Origin of the sequence: Acetobacter pasteurianus, from assembly GCF_009914215.2 — a bacterium.
Taxonomy (GTDB): Bacteria; Pseudomonadota; Alphaproteobacteria; order Acetobacterales; family Acetobacteraceae; genus Acetobacter; species Acetobacter pasteurianus.
Genome location: NZ_CP039846.2, coordinates 615535 through 635024 on the forward strand (window position 1 = coordinate 615535; position 19490 = coordinate 635024).

Below are 19490 nucleotides of genomic sequence, written 5' to 3' on the forward strand. Positions count from 1 at the left end.
CTCAGGCCGGGGCGGCGCCTTGGGTGTTCACCTGCAAACGGTAGAGCGAATCCCCCGCGCACATAAACAGCCAATCACGCTTGGGGCCACCAAATGTGAGGTTGGAAACACTCTGCGGCAGGCGAATGCGGCCAATAAGGTGACCTTCGGGGTTAAACACAAACACACCGCACAGCCCCACCGGCCCGCTGACACCGCACCAGATATTGCCGTGCACATCGGCCTTCATGCCATCCGGCCCCATCTGCACACCTTCAAACCGCATGTTGGTGAACAGGCGCGGGTTGGAAAGCGGCAGTTCCTCCTTGTGCAGATCAAACACATGCACGGCCTGATCTCCATCATGCCCATGCCCGCCCGGCTGCTTGCCGGATGAAATAACATAAAGCCGCGAAAAATCGGGTGAGAAGCACAGCCCGTTGGGGTTGGGCAACTGCGCCTGCGTGAGCACCACATCCAGATGGCCCGTGGCATCTACACGGAAGGTATGGTCTGCCTGCCGACGCGAACCACCCAGTGTGCCAATAAGTTCTTCCCCTATTTTCCAGCGGATATGCCCATCCGGGTTGGCCTCACCGCCCGGCATGTCGGCATGGCCTTCGGCCACGTTGTCTCCATACCCCGGATCGGTAAACCAGATGCTGCCATCCGGGTGGGCTATCACATCATTGGGGGAGTTGAGAGAGTGGCCTTCAAACTTGTCGGCCACCACATGGGCGGAACCATCGTGCTCCCACCGGATCACGCGGCGCAGAAAGTGTTCGCACGTAATCTGGCGGCCCTGATAATCAAACGTGTTGCCATTGGCGTGGTAGGATTCCGGACGAAAAACCGTCACCTCCCCCGTTTCCCACAAATAGCGATACTGCCGGCTTGCCACCACATCGCTAAACAGCAGATACCGCCCTTGGGATGACCACGCAGGCCCTTCCAGCCATGTGCCTTTATCCCACACACGGTGCAGGGCGGCGTTGCCGTACAGCAGATCGCGGAAGGAACGATCAATCACCAGCACATCCGGGTCTGGCGTATAAACCGGCGGGGCGTTTACCCCCCATTGGCGCGGCGGATTGGTGGTAACATCGGGCGGGCGCACGGTATCGGGCAGAACCTCATCCGCCCCACGCGCCAGCACCGGCGCTGCCACGGTTGCAGAAAGCGCGGTTATGCCTTTCAGCATTGCACGTCTTGCCAGCCTGCTACGTGGGGGTGCCATTGAGCCTCCTGCGTTTACCGGGCAATTTCTGCCATATGGAGCGGGTGCATACTGCCTTGGCCCTGCACTGTCACCCCTTTGGCTGTGGCAACCCCTTTGCGCAAGGGCATGGGGCCATTGCAAACCCTCTGCCCTGCACGGTTTTCAGCCAATACGCGCCACGCGCAAAAGGTTGGTGGACCCGCTTACGCCAAAGGGCACACCGGCGGCTATCACCACAGAATCCCCTTCTGCCCCTATGCCTGCCCGGTTCACCACATCCAGCGCGGCCTCCACCACATCTTCCACCGTGGTTGTGGGTTTGTGCGGCGCGCTTACAAATGCCCGCACACCCCATACCAGCGCCATGCGCCGGGCAGATGTATGTGTGGGTGTAATACCCAGAATGGGGCATGTGGGCCGTTCACGCGCAATGCGCAGCGCCGTGGGGCCGCGGTGCGTATAAGCCACAATGGCCGGAGCCTTGAGCGTATCCGCCACCTGCTGCACGGCGCTGGCAATGGCATCGGCCACGTAATCTTCCGGGGCCAGACGGGCTGCGGCCATATGGGCCTGCCAGCCGGCATCTTCTTCCACCCGCCACAAAATGCGGTTCATAATCCGCACAGCCTCACGCGGATATTTGCCTGCTGCGGATTCGGCAGAAAGCATCACCGCATCTGCACCATCAAACACGGCTGTTGCCACATCCGATGCCTCGGCCCGTGTGGGGGTTGGAGCAGAAATCATGCTTTCCAGCATCTGGGTGGCCACCACAACGGGTTTGCCCAGCCTGCGGGCAGCGCGGATAATGCGCTTTTGCACCAGCGGTACGGTTTCGGGCGGCAGTTCAACGCCCAGATCCCCACGCGCCACCATAACAGCATCAGACAGTTCCAGAATGGCGTCCAGATTTTCAACAGCCTGTGGTTTTTCCAGCTTGGTCAGCACGGCGGCGCGTTCACCCACCAGCGCACGGGCCTGTGCCACATCCTCGGCCCGCTGCACAAAGGAGAGGGCCACGTAATCCACCCCCAGATCCAGCGCAAAGGCCAGATCCTTGCGGTCTTTTTCTGTCAGGGCGGGAATGGGCAGCGCCACATCTGGCACGTTCACGCCTTTATGGTCAGAAAGCGGGCCGCCTACATCCACCCGCGTTTCTATCCAGTCTGGCCCTACCTTTTCCACCACAACGGCCAGCTTGCCATCATCCATCAGCAGGCGGCTGCCGGGGCGCACGGCACTGATAATTTCCGGGTGCGGCAGGTTTACGCGGTGCTCATCCCCCGGCACGTCAGACAGATCAAACCGAAAGGTGGCACCCGGCTGCAAGATAATGCGGCCTGCGGCAAAACGGCCCACGCGCAGCTTTGGCCCCTGCATATCGGCCAGAATGCCAATAGGTGTGCCCAGTTCTTCTTCCAACCGCCGCACAATGGCGTGGCGGGCGGCGTGATCTTCATGCGTGCCGTGGGAGAAGTTGAAGCGGAACACATCCGCCCCGGCCAAAGCCAGATCGCGGATGGTTGCATAATCTGAAGAAGCCGGGCCGAGTGTGGCCACAATTTTAGTACGGCAGGTTTGCGCCTGTTCTGCGCCCGAACCCTGTTGTGTGGATTCAGCCATATCTGTTTCTCCTTCTAGTCCGCTGGGGTCTTTCAGGAGGGGTTGACGGCCTCATCAGCATCCACACCCCAGATCGCCTTGCGTGGCACCCAGCCATTATACTGTTTAACGGAAACCCTGCACCAGGCAGAGCCCGCCGCACATTCCTTAACAGAGCCTACAGCACCCGGTTTCAGCACCGCTACAACGGGGGCATCATCACTGGCACTTGCACGGAGCATAACGGCACCTGCAATGCTTTTGGCATCATCCAGCGTAGGCACTGTTTCTACAACGCGCGTATCCATGTGGCCGGATGCGGGAATTTTCTCACCATTCTTGTCCAGCTTGGGCGCTATGGGGGCATCATCCCCCGGTGGTTCACCTGGCACCAAAAAATCTCGCCCGCCCGCAAGGGTGGCCTGCTGCATCCAGCCCTTCTGGCCCGTGGGGTCTTCTACCAGACGCCACACATCAAATTCACGCTCGATCCGCACCGGCATACCGCGGCGATGATATACCCAGATAATGGGGAAACGCTGCCCCGGCCCGGCACGCATGTTCACTTCATCCGCCCGCAATGCCGCATAACGTGGCAGCGGCAGGCCCGTTACGGTGCCTTTTGGCGGTTCTGGCGCAGCATCTGCCGGGGGTGTGGCCGGGTTTGCGGCATCTGCTGCGGCAGTGCCCGCGGCAACTGCACCTGCCCCCGCTGCGGCCCCAGCGGCAGCCGTGGCTACGGGGTGATGCTTGGTGGCTGCGGTATGCGTGGCCTCATGCCCTGCGGCATGGTGCTTTTTATGATGCTTGCTCTTTTTGGCGTGCTCGGCCTTGGCCTCTGCACTGTTTGACTTTGCGGTGTCCGACTTGGCGGAAGCCTTTTTGCCCACCTTGGCAGAAGCACCTTCATGCGTGGCCCCGGCATGATGCGCATGGTGGCTGTGCGCCGAGGTTTTTTTCTGCTCTGCCGCATTGGCAGAAACCGTGGGAACACTGGCAAAAGCCACGGCACAGCCTGCCGCACAGGCAAGCAGGTGAAGCCGGAAAATGGAAGAGCGTGTGAACATCATGCCTGCATCCCTGCCAAGAGAGACGCGCCGGGGCAAGAGGCATCACACCTTATCCCGCGCGTGGAGGCAGATAAGGGTGCACGCCCTGCCCTGCCAAAGCCGCAACAAATCTAAGCCAAACCTTGCGTTCCCGCCAGACATGCCCCGCACATGCAGCCTATGCCCAACACATCCCGCCTGCATAGCCTTTGGGGGAAAGGCCTGTATTCTCCGCTGCTTGAAGGTGCTGCATGCGTAACTGCAACAGGAGTCGCAGCACATATGTGTTTGTGGCGGCTTACCCGGCGGAAGGTGCAGCCTGTTGTTGGGGTGTGTGAGCGTGTTCCGCCCCCATGCCGCCGCATACGGGGCAGTTAGGGTCTACCTCTAACATAATGGTGGTAAAGCGCGTGCGCAGGGCATCCCACATCAGCAAACGCCCGGCCATGCTTTCCCCTATGTTCAAAAGCTCCTTCAGGGCCTCGGTGGCCTGCAAGGTGCCCATCACACCCGTTACGGCACCAAACACTCCGGCCTCACCACAGCTTAGGCCAGAGGCTTCACCATCGGTTTGGGGGTAAAGGCAGTGGTAACACGGCCCACCGCGCCACGGGCGAAAGGTGGAAAGCTGGCCCTCAAACCGCTGCACGGCGGCGGAAACCAGCACCTTGCGGGTTTTTACGCAGGCGGCATTCACCACATAGCGGGTGGCAAAGTTATCGCACCCATCACACACCAGATCGTACTGGCTTATCAGCCCTTCTGCGGATGCGGCATCCAGCCGCTGGGGGTGTGTTTCCACCACAATACCGGGGTTGAGGGCTTCCAGCGTAGCACGGGCGGAATCTATCTTCCTGTGCCCCACATCGGCCGTGGCGTGCAGGATTTGGCGCTGAAGGTTGGAAAGCTCCACCACATCATCATCCACCAGCCCGATGCGCCCCACACCGGCTGCGGCCAGATACAGTGCCGTGGGCGAACCCAAGCCCCCCGCACCAATAATCAGCACGGAAGCCCCTTTCAGCGCCATCTGCCCGATTCCGCCAACCTCGGGCAAAAGAATGTGGCGGGAATAGCGCTGGATCTCGTCTTCAGAAAACTGCGAAATCATGGTGGGGCGTCCTGAAAAAAGTAAAAAAGGCAGTGAACCGATCGGTCAGAATGGCGTTAAACAGCCATCATGCTTCGTGTTGTGGCAGAAATCACGTTTTTGTAATAACACCCAAAACATGACATGTTAGTGTGCATCAGAGGTATGCTTCTGTTATAGTAACCTGCAAAATCAACATAAGAGGAATGCAAACATGATATCCCTTCCTCAGTTTGGGCAGCCTGCCCGAGCAGCCAGTCTGACCCCGCGCCAGACCGCGCGGGGGATATGTGTTGCCTCAGCCGCAGCAGCGCTGGGTGTGTATCTGGCTTCCCCTTTTGTAACGCTGTGGAGCGTGGGTTCCGCCCTGCGATCGCACGATATGACGGCCCTTGGCCAGGTCATCAACTGGGGGGCACTGGATGCCTCCATCAAGCACCAGACGCTTAATGGCCTGCACCTTATACCTGCCTCGGACGATCTGCCCGAGTTTGGTGAATCCTTTGCCGCCACGGCTGTTTCCAATGCGGTGGATACCACGGTCACGCAAAACAATCTGGGCATGCTGGTCGATCAGGCCATTCCGGCAGCGGTGCCGGTCAGCCAGCCCAATATTTCCTTCGCCTCTCTGGCGGCCCATGCTTCCGTAAGGTTTGCACGGCTTGATCAGTTTGTGGCGGAAGTGCCTCTGCCGGGGCATGAGCGCGAAACGCCCTTGCGCATTGAAATGCGGATACAGGGCTGGCGCTGGAAAATTACCAATGTGGAATTCCCCACTGCGCGGGCTCCAGTGCTTCAGGCTTCTGCGGCGCCGTCCAACGCCTGAACTCTAACCCGCCTTCTCCCTAGCGCATGTGGGTGGCCCTTATAAAAAAGGCCACCCACCCGCAGGCGGCAACATAATTGCCAGCCTACGCATGAAGTGGCCTTGCAAGCCTGTGCGCCAGATTTATTTGGCGGCGGGCAGGTCTTCTTCCAGCACCACAATGTTTACGGCGTAGGACACATCACCATCTTCATCATCACGATGGATGGTGCCGATCACTTCACCATCTGCTGCCAGTTCAACAGACATACCTGCACGGGGTGCGGGGTTGATGGTCAGCTTTTCGGAACCCAGCAGCCTGCGCAGAGCTGTCTGGAGCCGGGAGATTTCTGAAGGAGATATGGAACCGCTCATGTCATTCTTTTCCTGCTGGCATAACTTTGCGCCAAAATAAGACAAGCCGCGCAGGCATGGGCCACCCCGCCCAAAAATGGTGGAGCGACCGGGCACTGGCGCGGCCGCCTTTCCGATCTGTGGCCCCGCTATAGGACAACCACCCACGCTGCCGCAACCTTTCCGCAGCATTGCCCTGCCAGCGCCACTTTCTGCAGTGCATGTAACCCACAGGTTAGAGGAGGATCTGCCATTGCGTTTCTTGCGTGCTCTTGTGCCGGTGCTTTCTGCCTGCGTGCCGGTAGGGATGTGCCTTTTTGCCCTGCAACATGCCCCGCTGCCAGAACGGCAGCCAGAACGCACCACCCATATTCTGAACATGGTGGAACATGATGGCGCAGCCCAGACGGCGCAAGCCCTCTCCCGCCAGAAAGGCTGGGCGGATGTGCAGCACGCCGTAGCCTCTGGCCAGCCCGATGCCGCACGGCTTGTGCCCGCACTTTTGCCCGCAGCAGATTCGCGCACAACGCGCACGCTTTATAAAACCATGCAGGCCGCCCTGCCCAAGCACCCGGCCATTGTGCTGGCCGCCACCAAACAGGGTGGCCCTGTGCAGGCCGATGTACAGGCTGTGTGCTCCCCCATAGGTATGAGCCACGCATGGCGCCAACAGGCCCGCCAAGCTGTGACCCATGTGCATGATGTTCATCTGTCTGACCGCGCGCAGCGGTGCCTGAACAGGCTGGATGGCTGAACACTTTTTTGTTGATTTTTTAAAACAGTTTTTATGAAACCCTGAAGCTGGCACAAAAAACCAAGAAATACTGCCAGTTTCAGCCGGTTTATACGCACCTGTTCAGCCCAAAACGCTGCACAGGGTAGAAATGCACCACACGCAATTTAGATATGACCTGAGCGCGTGAAGTGGTAACATCCAAATATTAGATATTCATTATTAGAATATCTCTCAAAAAAAATAACAAGAAGCGAACCCCGGCCCATGACCGCATACCCCGGATTTTCTCGTCCCGGACAGGCCATTGCCGCCGTTTACTGTCCGGCTTTTTCTCCTCCTGCCTTGCCTGCCCGCACCCCTGTTTATTGGCCCGCCTTTGGCCTGCACATTCTGCTTGCAGCTTCTGCAGCCGGGTGTGCCGTGTGGCTTGCCCCATCTGCACATGCGGCAGAAACAGCGCCTAATGCTGCGCATCTGCATTATCCGCACACATCTGTTCCTGTACGCAGGGCTCCTGCAACAACCGTTGTACCCGCCAAGGAAGCCCCCGCAGAAGTGACATCCTCTGCCGCGCCCGCTGCCAAACCGGGGTTTTGGGACAATGAGCGCCTGCTGCCACCGCTCACCAGCCGGCCAGAAGCGTATGGTCAGCCGCAGTCTCTGGAACTCGCCCCCCTGCCTACGGCCCTGCTGCATCAAGGCCCGTGGGGCGTATTTAACGCCAATACCGGAGCCGCCGCAGGGTTTGGCACCGTGGGGTATTATGCTGTTTCACGCTGGGCGGAGGATTGGTCCAGCCTACGGGATAAGCGCAACCGTCTGGATGCCATGGATGCGCTCAAATACATTCCCTTCAATCAGGAAGGCGATATTTACCTGTCCTTCAGCGGCAACTTCCGCCAGCACAACTTTTACGATCAGCGCGCAGGGTTTGGCACCATCAAAAAAGACCCGGCCTATCGCAACAACTTCCGCTGGAATTTGGGCGCAGACCTGCACTTGGGCAAACACGTCCGCCTGTATGGGGAGCTGATGAGCGGGCAGGCCGCAGGTGTAAACTACTATGGCTATGCCGGGGGCCGCTGGCGTAGCAAACTGGATGCCCAGCAGGCATTTGTAGAAGTGCGCGGCAAGGTGCTGGGCGCCACCGTAGGCGGCATGGCCGGGCGCATGACCTTTTTGGATGCACCCCCGTATTTTACGGCAGGAAGCGTGTACCCCACGCTGCCGTATTCATGGAACGGCCTACGCGGCTATGCCTTCTGGAAGAACTTTCGCGTAGATGGCTTTTACCTGACCCTCACAGATAACAGCCCGCCCATTGCCTTCCATGATACCGTGGGGTGGCGGTCTCGCCTGTTTGGGGCTTACACATCTTACGCGCTGCCCAAATTCTCGTTTCTGGGCAAAAGCAGCCAGGTGTTTGTAGATAGCTTTTACTACGGCATCATTCTGGCCAGCAGCGCCCTGCCCACCGCAGCAGGCGGCAGCATTGCGGGTTCTACCCACCGTGATACGCCGGGCATGCGCGTATGGGGTAACGCCGGGCCGGTTGAATTTTCTGTAGGCGGAATGTGGCAGGGCGGAGAATTCCGCGCGGCCAAAAGCGGCCCTACGCGGCCTGTTTCTGCCTATTCCGTCAACGCCACACTCTCATGGCGCTTTGCCAAATGGGCGGGGCATCCGGCTGTGGGCATTCAGGTGGATGATGTCTCTGGTGGCAACATGAACAAAAGCCAGACCAGCAGTTGGGGCAGCTTTCTTTCACCCTACGTGCCCAGTGCCTACTACCTGGATATCAGCACCTATATCGGGCAATCCAACATCATAGATGTAGGGCCTATTGCCACGGTTTCTCCCACCCCTAACACCACCTTGCTGATGAAGGTGCCCGTGGTGTGGCGCAACAGCAAACAGGATGCCATTTATGCCAGCGGCACGGCTTTTTATAACCTGCGCCCACACGGGGCCTATACAGCCACCATGCCGCAGGCCAGCTTTACGTGGCGTGCCACGCGCCACATTACGCTAAGCATTGATGGCGAATATATTTTTGCCTCCAAAACCATGATCAACGCGGGCGCATCCTCCGGCGCGTTCGTGCAGAGCAACTTGGAACTGACGTTTTAACACCACCCTTGCGTGCCCCATAAGGGCACTGCGGTACAGACAAACTGCCCCGTCCATCGTAATGCTTGCAGCATATACAAACCAGACGGGGCAGCCCCACGCGCCACGCATGTCCTGAACATGCACCCATCGGGCCGCCTTGCCAGACCAAGCAGCAGCCCGAGGCCCCAGCATGACGCCATCCCCCACCCGCCGAGAACTCACCCTGCGCGGGCTTATACTGGGCGCGCTTATCACCATCGTTTTTACAGCTTCCAACGTGTATCTGGGCCTGCGTATCGGGCTTACGTTTGCCTCCTCCATTCCGGCAGCGGTTATTTCCATGGCCGTGCTGCGGATGCTGGGTGGTGGCTCCATTCTGGAAAACAACATGGTGCAAAGTCAGGCCTCGGCAGCGGGCACGCTTTCATGCGTGTTTGCCACTTTTCCGGGGCTGGTGATGGCGGGGTACTGGCAGAACTTTCCGTTCTGGCAAACGGCGGGGCTTTCCCTCGCCGGGGGCATATTGGGCGTGCTGTTTACCATCCCGCTGCGGCGTGCGCTGGTAACAGAAAGCAGTCTGCCTTACCCAGAGGGGGTGGCTGCGGCAGAAATTCTGCGCGCCGGGGCAGAAAAAGGCCATAGCCAAGGGCTGCGCGCCCTTATTGGCGGCGGTGTTATTGCCACGCTTTTCTCATTCGCCAGTGCCGGGCTGCGGCTTTTGGCAGATACACTTACTCTTACGGCCTCGGCTGGGGCAGCGGTGTTTCAGTTTTCCGGCGGGCTTTCCCTCGCTCTTGTGGGCGCGGGGTATCTGGTGGGGTTGGCAGGCGGGCTGGCCATGCTGCTGGGCTGCATTTTGGCGTGGGGTATGGGTGTGCCGTGGCTTACGGCCCATTTGCCCAACCCGCAACATCTGGCCCCTGCCGCCTTTGCGCATGATGTGTGGCTGCACAAGGTGCGCTTTATTGGGGCGGGTGCCATTGCCGTGGCCTCACTCTGGACATTGGTGGAGCTTATGCCGCCTGTGCTGCGTGGCCTGCGCGCCATGTTTGCAGGCCGTGGCCAAACGCTGGTGCCCGATGCCGAGCGTGATATGTCTGGCCGCAGCATGGGGCTGTTGCTGCTGCTTTCTGCCGTCATGCTGGCCGGGCTGTTTGCATATTTTCTGGCCCCTGTTGCGGTGGGGTTCTGGCCTGTTGTGACCGCTGCCGTGCTGTTTTGCATTGTGTTCGGTTTTATTATGGCCGCTGCCTGCGGCTATATGGCGGGCATTGTGGGCTCATCCTCCTCCCCCATATCGGGCATTATCATTATTGGCGCTGTGCTTTCCGCCCTGATGATACTGGCACTAGAAGCCTTGGGCCTTGCCCCCACCAGCATGATGGCAGAAGGGCAAAAGCTGGCCACGGCTTTTACCATTTTAGTGCTTTCGGCCATTACCGCCACGGTAGCTATTTCCAACGATAATTTGCAGGATCTTAAAACCGGGCAGCTTGTTGGGGCCTCACCGTGGAAGCAGGAAGTGGCGCTGATTGTAGGCTGCGTGGTGGGCGCTGCGGTTATTCCGCCCGTGCTGAACCTGCTTTATCAGGCCTATGGTTTTGCTGGCACCATGCCCCGCCCGGGCATGGACCCCACACATGCGCTTTCTGCCCCACAACCCGCGCTGATAGCCATGATTGCCAATGGCATTTTTACGCACTCGCTAGATTGGAGCATGCTCTCAATCGGCATGGTGCTGGGGGCTGTTCTGGTGGGGGTGGATCAGCTTTTGCGCCGCCGCCATATGGCATTGCCGCCTTTGGGTGTAGCGGTGGGGCTGTATCTGCCGGCCTCTGTCAGCATTACGCTGGCTTTTGGGGCCATTCTGGGCTGGGTGCTGAAACACCATATCAAAACCCGCCGGGCGCAAACCGCGCAGGATGCACCTGCTTCCAACGCCGCCATTGGCACCATGCTGGCCTCTGGCTTTATTGTGGGTGAAAGCCTGACAGGCGTGGCGCTGGCCGTGCTTTCTGGTGCGCTGGGGCAGGATGATGCCCTCTCCATCGCACAATATGTGCCCCAAAGCCTGCCGCATGTGCTGGGCGTTGCGGCTTTTGGGGCCGCGTGCTGGTGGTTTGCCCGCAAAACCCTGCAAGCCGAAGCACTGGGCCGTTAACGCTGTCCACGCCGGAAACCCAGCCCCAGCAGGGCCAGCCCAAACACCAGCCCTGCCCAGCCCCATGCCATACCGGGTGGAGTGAAGGAAAAGCGAATATCCGCCTGCCCATTTGGCAAAGCTATGCGCTGGAACAGGTTTTCTTCATACCCAAGGGCTGCCTCCTGCCCATTTATGCGCACGTGCCAGCCGGGTAGCATGAGTTCGTGCCGGATAAGCGTGGCAGGCGTGCGGCAGTTTGTGCGCAGTGCGGTGCGAGAAAGCGGCTGGATCTCGCAGTTCTCAGGTGCCTCAAAATACGGGACGGGATGCGGTAGGCGGTACAGATCATTCGCCGCACTGCTGTAAAGCAGTTGCAGGCGTTTTTCGGCAGGTGTCTCCTGCTGGCCCGGCAGTTCCATACCGTGTGGCACCACGGCCAACGCTACGCCCAAACGTTCCAGCACCTCCGGCCTCTGGCCCAGCACATCCTGCAAAAAGAAGTGCCCATTTGGGGTGTTGGGCGTAATGCCATCAAACGTCACGGGGTTGAGGTTCGGGCCAAAATCATGCTGCAAACGGGCAATCCACGCCGCAGGCATGGGCACGCCGTTGTGGTTGATGGATGCCAACCCAAAATACGCGCCATAATTAGGGGCCAACCCACCGAGGGAAACAAACCTGTTCAGCCCGATCTGGGCCTTCATGATGTTTATCAGCGTGACATCTACCGGCAACACGCTGCGGGTAGATAACAGCGGCACACAAAACAGAAAAAGCGCTTCTGCCACCATGGCACTTGCCAGAACTGTCACCCGCCACCGCGCCAGAATGGGCAGCAGCAACGCGGCAAGGCATAGCGCCACCAACACACCACCGGCCAGCACGGAACCAAACGCATAAAAGCGCGAAGATACCGGCCCCTGCGTAAAGCCCCATAAATCCGCCCGCGCGGGGGCATTCCAGCGCCATACGGCATATGTGGCCAGCAACAGAACGCCTCCAGCACACAGCGCAGGCCATGCTGTTGCCAACCAGTTTTTGGTGCGCTGTTTGGCACCCTCCGCGCCTGACCAAATAGCGGCATTGCGGCACACATCATCCAGCCCGAAGGCGGCCAGAAGAAGAAGCGCCATTTCCTCCATCGGGTAACAAAAGCGATGGAAAAACGTCAGCGCTATGCCGGGTATCATATCCACAAGCGGAGCGATGCCGGGCAGGTTGGCCTGCTTACCCACACACGCCACAAAATAGGCCGCCAGCAATATGCGCGCGGCCCGCTCCCTTCGCCCCCATAGGCCCAGAATGGCCAAAAACGGCAGCACAGCTCCCCAGTATCCGCCCACACTCCACCATGCCTCGTACCGAGAAGCAGGGCCGTAAAAGATGGGGCCATTGATGTAGGGAAACAGCGCCATAGCCCAGCACGTTATGGGCTGGGTGATGGAAATACCCGCTGCGTGGTCTCCCACCCACGCATGAGGCAGATAGGTGGCAAACGCCACAAGCTGCGGGGCTGCCAGAAGCAGGGCCGTGCAGCCCCCAACCGCAATGGCGGCGGCAAACGGTGCGCGCGCCTCCGCAGGCTGTTGCGCCAACCGCAAAAGTGCCCAGCACAATACCAGCGTGCCTTGCAAAAACGCGGTTTCGGGAAAGCTGGAAAGCACCATGCCGCCCAAGCCAAGGGCCAGAATGCTCCAGTTACGCACACCGGCCCAGCCGCGTGCTGTGCCGCGCAAGACCTCCACCCCCAGCAGGGCCAATGCCAAAAAGGCCAGCGGCTGGCTTGGCCCATCCGATGCCCATGCAAACGTGCCGTTAAACGCCCACAGCACAGCCCCCACCAACACCACGCGCGCATCTATCCCCAGTTTGCGCAGCAGGGCGTACATGCAAAAACCTGCCAGAATTTGCAGCGTAATTTTAAGAAACAGCAGACCACCGGGCAGGCCCAGAAGCAGCACAAAAGGCTGAAAGAACGCGCCGGGCTGATACTCCCCCGCAAGCGGCATGCCCACACCGCTATACGGGTTCCACCACGGCAGAATACCATGCCGCCAATCTGCCGCGGCCAAGTGCCCCAGTGCCTGCACAATTACACCCGCGCAGCCATCTATCCACCCCGGCAGGCCGGGCAGAATACCGCCTTCCAGCCAGTTGCGCCGTGTTTGCGTACCTGCCGAAAGCACGGAAATGGGGTCTGACGTTGCACCACCCCACAGGGCCGGGCCAAGCAGTTCTGGCAGATGCACCAGCACAGGCAGCAGCACCAGCACAACCACGTGCCACACGGGCCAATGTGCACAAAACCGATGGCGGGCAGAAAAAGAAAAAGCGGGCATATGCCCGCCTTAGCAAAGGGGAGGCCGTATTCCTACACAATACGCCCCCTTGTATATGCGTTAGTGCTGCAAAAAGACCGGCACATCCGGGTGGGCCAGAATGTAATCCGTAGCACTGCCCATAAGCCGGTTATACAGCATGTTGTGCTGATACCCGCCTATCACCAGCAGATCCGCCCGCCGGGCATCGACCTCATCCAGAATGGATTGTGCGGCCTTGCTGGCATCATCACTTGGTTTTAGCTCCACCCGTTCGGGCGTAATGCCGGGCAGGATATCCATGGGCATGGGGGAATCCGGCGTTTGCAGCACATCCACCTGCTTGGCCTGCGCCAGCAGCACACGAGCAGAGGCAAACGCCTTGCGGCAGCCATCTGTATCCTTCCATGCCATCAGAATATGGTCCCCACTTGGGCGGTCCCAAAATGGCGGCACAAACAGAACGGGGCGGCCTGTCTGAAAAATGGCTGAACGGGTAGCCAGTTTTTTCTGGTCACTATCCCGGCTATCGGGAAAGTTCATAATCAGCAGATCAGCATCCTTGCCATAACCGCTAATAATTCTGTCCACCGTAATTTCGGGGTCCAGCCAGTTTACTTCCACCTTGTTCAGCCGCTCTGCGCCAGAACCATATTCCTCCGCCAGCCAGCGATGGAAAGTTGTGTGCAGGCTATCGGCCCATTCACGCTGGTTTTCACGCAGCACGGCGGCACTTTCATCCGTCAGGCCCATATTGCCCAGCACCTGCGTGGGTGGCTCCCGCGCGGCCAGAACATCCATACGGTTGCCATTTACGCGGGCCAGAAACTGTGCCGCCATATTAAGCAGCACTTCCGCCTGATCCTGCTGGCTGAGAATAACAAGACATCTCTGCATTGCCTGCGCTCTCCCTTTCTTATCTGTGGCGTGTCACCACGCACACCTATGGTGGGCCAGCGCCAGAAAGCATCCGCACCAAACGTGCCTGCCGGCTGAAGGGTTGCCCATCCCCCCAACTGTGCCACGGCTGCCCTCTCTCTGGAAGGTGAAGAAAAAACATGCCGCCCCCTCTCGCATTTCGGGGCAAAGCGCGGCACAACCGCAAGAATTACACCAGCCCTTACGCAAGAAAAGGATACGGCCACCGTGTTGCTGAACGTGATTGAACGCGGCCCCGATGCCCCCTCTACCCTGCCGCCGGTTGTGCTGTTGCACGGGCTGTTTGGCCGCGCGCGCAATCTGGGTTTTGTGCAACGTAAGCTGGCCGCCACCCGCCAGACACTGGCAATGGATTTACGCAACCACGGCAACAGCCCCCACGGCCCCATGAGCTACCCCGCCATGGCGGAGGATGTGCTGGAAACCATGCACCATTATGGCATGCAAAAAGCCATGGTGCTGGGCCATTCCATGGGTGGCAAAACTGCCATGATGCTCTCACTCATTCACCCACAGGCCGTGCAAAGCCTGCTGGTGGTGGATATTGCCCCCGGCCAGGGCGGCTTTGCCCGCATGGACCTGCCACCGGGGCTGGATAAGCTGGCCTTTCCCCCGCATCTGGACCTGCGCAGCGCGGATGAGCTGTTGCGCCCACTTATTGCCAATGATGCCGTGCGGCAGTTGATGATCCAGAACATCCGCATGGGGGATAACCCCGGCTGGGCCATTGGCATGCACGATATTCTGGCCGGCATGCCCGCCATGATGGGCTGGCCCACACTGCCCGCCAGCGCGCAGTATAGCGGCCCCACGCTGTTTATCCGGGGGGAAACATCACCCTATATTCAGCCCACCAATTACCCGCAGATGCGCCACCTGTTCCCGCATTATCGGCTGGAAACCATTAACGGCGCAGGCCATTGGGTGCATGCAGATGCCCCGCGCCGGTTTATGGAACTGGTGGAAGAATTTGCCACCCAGACAGAAAACGCCACCACGGCCTAAAGGCACAAAAACGCGCACTGCCGCCAGTTTATTAGCGTGGCGGCAGTGTTACGGGCTTGCCTGCCATGTCCAGCGCCACGGCCTCGGCAATGCGAATACCATCCATGGAGGCAGAAAGAATACCGCCCGCATAACCAGCCCCTTCACCCGCCGGATACAGGCCTGGCGTGTTGATGGACTGCCCGGCCTCATTGCGCGGAATACGCAGGGGTGAGGACGTACGGGTTTCAACCCCCGTCATCACCGCATCTTCCATGGCAAAACCCCGGATCTTGCGGTCAAACTTTGGCAGGGCCTCACGCAGGGCTTCCACTACAAAATCCGGCAGGCATTTTGAAAGATCGGTTGGGGTAACGCCCGGTTTGTAAGATGGCACCACATCCCCCAGCGTGGTGGAGGGGCGGCCTGCCAGAAAATCTCCTACACGCTGGGCGGGGGCGCGGTAATCCTTACCCCCCAGTTCAAACGCCTTGCGCTCCCACTGGCGTTGAAAGGCCATGCCTGCCAGCGGGTCATCGGGGTAATCCACACCGGGGCGCAGTTCCACCACAATGCCAGAATTGGCGTTACGCTCGGCGCGGGAATACTGGCTCATGCCGTTGGTGACCACCTGCCCTTCTTCCGAGGTTGCCGCCACCACGGTACCGCCGGGGCACATGCAAAAGGAATACACGCCCCGCCCGTTACTGGCATGGTGCACCAGCCGATATTCCGCCGCACCCAGCAGCTCATTACCTGCACTGGGGCCAAACTGCGCCACGTCTATAACAGATTGCGGGTGCTCTATGCGCACCCCAATGGAAAACGGCTTGGCCTGCATGGCCACATCTTCGGCCTGCAACATGGCAAACGTATCACGCGCACTGTGGCCCACGGCCAGAATAACGTGGTCGGAGTCTATAACCTCCCCATCAGCCGTGCGCACACCTTCTACCGCGCGGGTTTGCGGGTTGAGCACCAGCCCATCCACACGGGTTTGAAAACGGTATTCCCCACCAGCTTCCTCTACCTCGCGCCGGATGTGCTCCACCATGGAAACAAGGCGGAACGTGCCAATATGCGGGTGGGCCAGATACAGAATATCCTCCGGCGCGCCAGCCTTTACAAACTCCTCCAGCACCTTGCGGCCCAAAAAGCGCGGGTCTTTTACCTGACTGTACAGCTTGCCGTCAGAAAACGTTCCGGCCCCGCCTTCACCAAACTGCACGTTGCTTTCTGGTGTGAGTTCAGAGCGCCGCCACAGGGCAAACGTATCCACCGTGCGCTCGCGCACCACCTTGCCGCGTTCCAGCAACAGCGGGCGCAGGCCCATGCGGGCCAGCACAAGGGCGGCCATAAACCCGCACGGCCCGGCACCTATAACAATAGGGCGCTTGTATCCGGGCTTTGCCGCCAGTTCCGCCCCATTGGTAATGGGGGGCACCCACTCCATGTTGGGGGAAGGCTGCACGTGGTTATCCTTGGGGTGGGCCGCACGATAACGCGCCAGCACGGCGGCCTCGTCCTTCACGGTGCAATCCGCGGCATATACCAGCTTGATAGCCACGCGCTTGCGGGCATCGTGCCCGCGTTTGAACACGCTGTAATGCTCCAGCGCATCTGGGCTGATGTTCAGCCGCTCACAAATGGCCTGTGCCAGTGCCTGTGGCGAATGGTCGAGCGGAAGCCGTAATTCGGTCAGTCGGAGCATGCGCTGTGCCCTTACCTTTCAAGCAGCCGTGAAAAAAATCTGCTCTTTCCCTAGGCCGCTCCGCCGTGTGGCGCAATATTGGCTTGGTGGGTCACAAAAAAGATGTTGCCCTTCCATGCCTTTCTTAGCAGACATAAATAAGACAGACCGGGTTGGTCCTGTTAGCTTGCACCCACCCCGGCTATTCGTGTCCCATTCATTCAGGAATGCGCCTTTCCATGCCTTCGCCGCACGATCATACGCCACCTTCTCAGCCTGCGGGTTCTGCCTGTGGTCATGCACACCACACGCCGGGCCAGACAGACGGACACAGCCATGCAGAAGAAACCTGCACCGCAGGGCATGATCACGCAGCAGATACGCATGCGTGCAGCGCGGAAGATCATGACCACGCCCATGATGCGCATGATGATCACACCGGGCACGATCATGCAGCAGGTGGAAGCTGCGGGCATAGCCACGGTTTTGGGCACGCCCATGTGCATACCCCTTCCTCCTTCGGCAAGGCGTTTGCCATAGGTATTGCGGCCAACAGCCTTTATCTGGTGGCCGAGGCACTGTGGGGCTTTTTCTCACACTCACTCGCATTGCTGGCCGATGCGGGGCACAATCTTTCCGATGTGCTGGCACTGGCCGCGGCATGGATGGCGCAGCATCTTTCCCAACGCTCACCCTCTTTGCGGTTTACGTATGGGTTGCGCCGGTCTTCCATTCTGGCGGCGCTGGCCAATGCGCTGGTGCTCATGCTGGTAACGGGCGGCGTGGCGTGGGAGGCCATAACCCGGCTGTTTGACCCCGCCCCCGTAGCTGGCAAAACCATGATGATTGTAGCCGCCCTTGGCATTGTGGTGAACGGTGCCACCGCCCTGCTTTTTGCCTCCGGGCAGAAGGGAGACCTCAACATTCGCGCGGCCTTCATGCACCTTATGGCAGATGCCGTTACCTCCCTTGCTGTGGTGATAGCGGGCGGGCTGGTGTTGCTAACGGGCCTGAACTGGATAGACCCCGCCATAAGCCTTGCCATTTCCGTTGTGGTGGTGGCCAGCACGTGGTCCTTGCTGCGGGATTCGCTGGATATGGCGCTGGATGCCGTGCCCCGCACAGTGGATGCCGGGGCCGTGGAGGGCTTCTTGCGCACGCTGCCCGGTGTGGCGGATTTGCATGATCTGCACATCTGGCCCATCAGCACCACGGAAACCGCGCTGACGGTGCACCTGGTGCGCACCTCCGCCCCGGCAGCAGACAATGATACCGCACTGCTGGAAAAAGCCGCCGCCGCCCTGCGTGAACGGTTTGGCATTGTGCACCCCACCTTGCAGATAGAAGCCGCAGATTACGCCCCCTCCTGCGCCTTAACAGACCCGCATACTGTTTGATACGCCAGCCCGCGCCCCCGCGCATTTTACGCCGCCACGCCAGCCAGAGTTGTTTTTTACGTGCCAGAACTTCCCCTTCCCTCCAGCAATCGCGGGATTGCTGTTGTCAGCCTTGGTGTCAGCTTTGTTGCACTGGGGCTGAAATATGCTGCCTATGCCACCAGCGGCAGCATTGCCCTGTATGCCGATGCGCTAGAAACCATCATTAACGTGGTGGCCGCCGCCGGAGGGTTGTGGGCGCTCAGCGTGGCCGAACTGCCCGCAGATACCAACCACCCCTATGGCCACCACAAGGCGGAATATCTTTCTGCCGTGGCAGAGGGCGCCTTGGTGGTGGTGACCGCTTTTGTCATTGGCGATGAAGCCGTGCATGGCTGGCTGCACCCCAACCCACCCAAGGCCCCGTGGCTTGGCCTGGGGCTAAACGCCCTTGCCACCGTGGTTAATCTGGCATGGGGGCTTATCATGCTGCGGGTGGGGCAAAAGCGCCGCTCCCCCGCACTGGTGGCAGGCGGGCAGCATGTGCTCTCCGATGTATGGACAGGCGTTGCCCTTGTGGTGGGTGTTACGCTTATTCCGCTTACCGGCTGGGTGCGGCTGGATGCCATTCTGGCAGGACTTTTGGCCATAAACGTGCTGCGCGTGGGCTGGGAAGTGATGCGCGAATCTGTTGCCGGGCTGATGGATGAAGCCCCCGAACCCGAAACAATGGATGAAATTCGCGCCATTATTGCCGCCAACGGCAAAGGGGCAATTGAGGCGCACGATATCCGCACCCGCATTGTGGGGGCTGTAACGTTTTTGGAGTTCCATCTGGTTGTGCCCGGCACCATGAGCGTAAACACCGCGCATGATATCTGTGACCGCATAGAAGCCGCCCTGCGCGCCAGCATGGGCAGCACGCTGGTGCATATTCATGTTGAGCCAGACACGCACGCCAAGCGCGAGGGCATTGTGTTCTGGAAAGGCCCGGCAGAAGCCTGCCCCGCACCCGATGCCCTGCCCGATACTGGAGCCCACGCATAATAAAAGCGGTGCTTGCCATAAATATTCGGCAATAAAGAACATCGCCT

The 19490-nt window shown here is 59.6% G+C and carries 15 protein-coding genes; 7 read left to right on the plus strand and 8 right to left on the minus strand.

Translation table 11 applies throughout. From position 1 onward, the window contains the following. Position 1: 1 nt before the first annotated feature. The 4 genes from FCN51_RS16305 to FCN51_RS16320 all read right to left on the minus strand — a co-directional run bounded on the left by FCN51_RS16305 (position 2) and on the right by FCN51_RS16320 (position 4960). Positions 2 to 1216, minus strand: coding sequence for an SMP-30/gluconolactonase/LRE family protein (locus FCN51_RS16305; RefSeq protein WP_012812603.1), 1215 nt, complete (start codon positions 1214 to 1216; stop codon positions 2 to 4). 144 nt (positions 1217 to 1360) lie between these two features. Next, positions 1361 to 2821, minus strand: coding sequence for a pyruvate kinase (gene pyk, locus FCN51_RS16310; protein ID WP_003622475.1), 1461 nt, complete (start codon positions 2819 to 2821; stop codon positions 1361 to 1363). Between the two features lie 32 nt (positions 2822 to 2853). Next, positions 2854 to 3870, minus strand: coding sequence for an SH3 domain-containing protein (locus tag FCN51_RS16315; RefSeq protein ID WP_160256358.1), 1017 nt, complete (start codon positions 3868 to 3870; stop codon positions 2854 to 2856). Positions 3871 to 4147: 277 nt separating this feature from the next. Then, positions 4148 to 4960, minus strand: coding sequence for a HesA/MoeB/ThiF family protein (locus FCN51_RS16320; RefSeq protein ID WP_160256359.1), 813 nt, complete (start codon positions 4958 to 4960; stop codon positions 4148 to 4150). 193 nt (positions 4961 to 5153) lie between these two features. On the opposite strand from FCN51_RS16320, the gene FCN51_RS16325 reads away from it, so the two are divergent. Further along, positions 5154 to 5765, plus strand: coding sequence for a DUF2939 domain-containing protein (locus FCN51_RS16325; RefSeq protein ID WP_003622469.1), 612 nt, complete (start codon positions 5154 to 5156; stop codon positions 5763 to 5765). Positions 5766 to 5888: 123 nt separating this feature from the next. Here FCN51_RS16325 and FCN51_RS16330 read toward each other — a convergent pair whose 3' ends face one another. Continuing rightward, on the minus strand, positions 5889 to 6119 hold the full coding sequence (locus FCN51_RS16330; RefSeq protein WP_012812599.1) for a DUF3126 family protein: 231 nt from the start codon (positions 6117 to 6119) through the stop codon (positions 5889 to 5891). Between the two features lie 76 nt (positions 6120 to 6195). Here FCN51_RS16330 and FCN51_RS16335 point away from each other — a divergent pair, with 76 nt between their 5' ends. The 3 genes from FCN51_RS16335 to FCN51_RS16345 all read left to right on the plus strand — a co-directional run bounded on the left by FCN51_RS16335 (position 6196) and on the right by FCN51_RS16345 (position 11107). After that, positions 6196 to 6852: a hypothetical protein gene (locus FCN51_RS16335; protein WP_201762595.1), complete on the plus strand. Its 657-nt coding sequence runs from the start codon at positions 6196 to 6198 to the stop codon at positions 6850 to 6852. Positions 6853 to 7098: 246 nt separating this feature from the next. After that, positions 7099 to 8964 (plus strand): alginate export family protein, encoded by a 1866-nt coding sequence (locus FCN51_RS16340; protein WP_160256360.1) that lies wholly within the window; start codon positions 7099 to 7101, stop codon positions 8962 to 8964. 172 nt (positions 8965 to 9136) lie between these two features. Next, positions 9137 to 11107: an OPT family oligopeptide transporter gene (locus FCN51_RS16345; protein ID WP_160256361.1), complete on the plus strand. Its 1971-nt coding sequence runs from the start codon at positions 9137 to 9139 to the stop codon at positions 11105 to 11107. Here the strand turns inward: FCN51_RS16345 and FCN51_RS16350 are convergent. Continuing rightward, the gene (locus tag FCN51_RS16350; RefSeq protein WP_160256362.1) at positions 11104 to 13428 is read right to left on the minus strand and encodes a hypothetical protein; all 2325 of its coding nucleotides are present in this window, start codon (positions 13426 to 13428) and stop codon (positions 11104 to 11106) included. The two genes, FCN51_RS16345 and FCN51_RS16350, sit on opposite strands and share 4 nt — an antisense overlap. Before the next feature lie 60 nt (positions 13429 to 13488). Further along, on the minus strand, positions 13489 to 14304 hold the full coding sequence (locus FCN51_RS16355) for a universal stress protein (RefSeq protein WP_160256363.1): 816 nt from the start codon (positions 14302 to 14304) through the stop codon (positions 13489 to 13491). Positions 14305 to 14553: 249 nt separating this feature from the next. On the opposite strand from FCN51_RS16355, the gene FCN51_RS16360 reads away from it, so the two are divergent. Beyond that, positions 14554 to 15351: an alpha/beta fold hydrolase gene (locus tag FCN51_RS16360; RefSeq protein WP_003629041.1), complete on the plus strand. Its 798-nt coding sequence runs from the start codon at positions 14554 to 14556 to the stop codon at positions 15349 to 15351. A 31-nt stretch (positions 15352 to 15382) separates the two neighbouring features. On the opposite strand, the gene FCN51_RS16365 is transcribed toward FCN51_RS16360, so the two are convergent. Beyond that, positions 15383 to 17041 carry an NAD(P)/FAD-dependent oxidoreductase gene (locus FCN51_RS16365; protein WP_160256364.1) on the minus strand — a complete coding sequence of 553 codons (1659 nt, stop codon included), beginning with the start codon at positions 17039 to 17041 and terminating at the stop codon, positions 15383 to 15385. 206 nt (positions 17042 to 17247) lie between these two features. Here FCN51_RS16365 and FCN51_RS16370 point away from each other — a divergent pair, with 206 nt between their 5' ends. Together FCN51_RS16370 and FCN51_RS16375 are read left to right on the plus strand one after the other, a co-directional pair. After that, complete coding sequence (locus FCN51_RS16370; RefSeq protein WP_160256365.1) at positions 17248 to 18417, plus strand: cation diffusion facilitator family transporter; 1170 nt, start codon at positions 17248 to 17250, stop codon at positions 18415 to 18417. Between the two features lie 60 nt (positions 18418 to 18477). After that, positions 18478 to 19443 (plus strand): cation diffusion facilitator family transporter, encoded by a 966-nt coding sequence (locus FCN51_RS16375; RefSeq protein WP_124295109.1) that lies wholly within the window; start codon positions 18478 to 18480, stop codon positions 19441 to 19443. Positions 19444 to 19490: the final 47 nt, after the last annotated feature.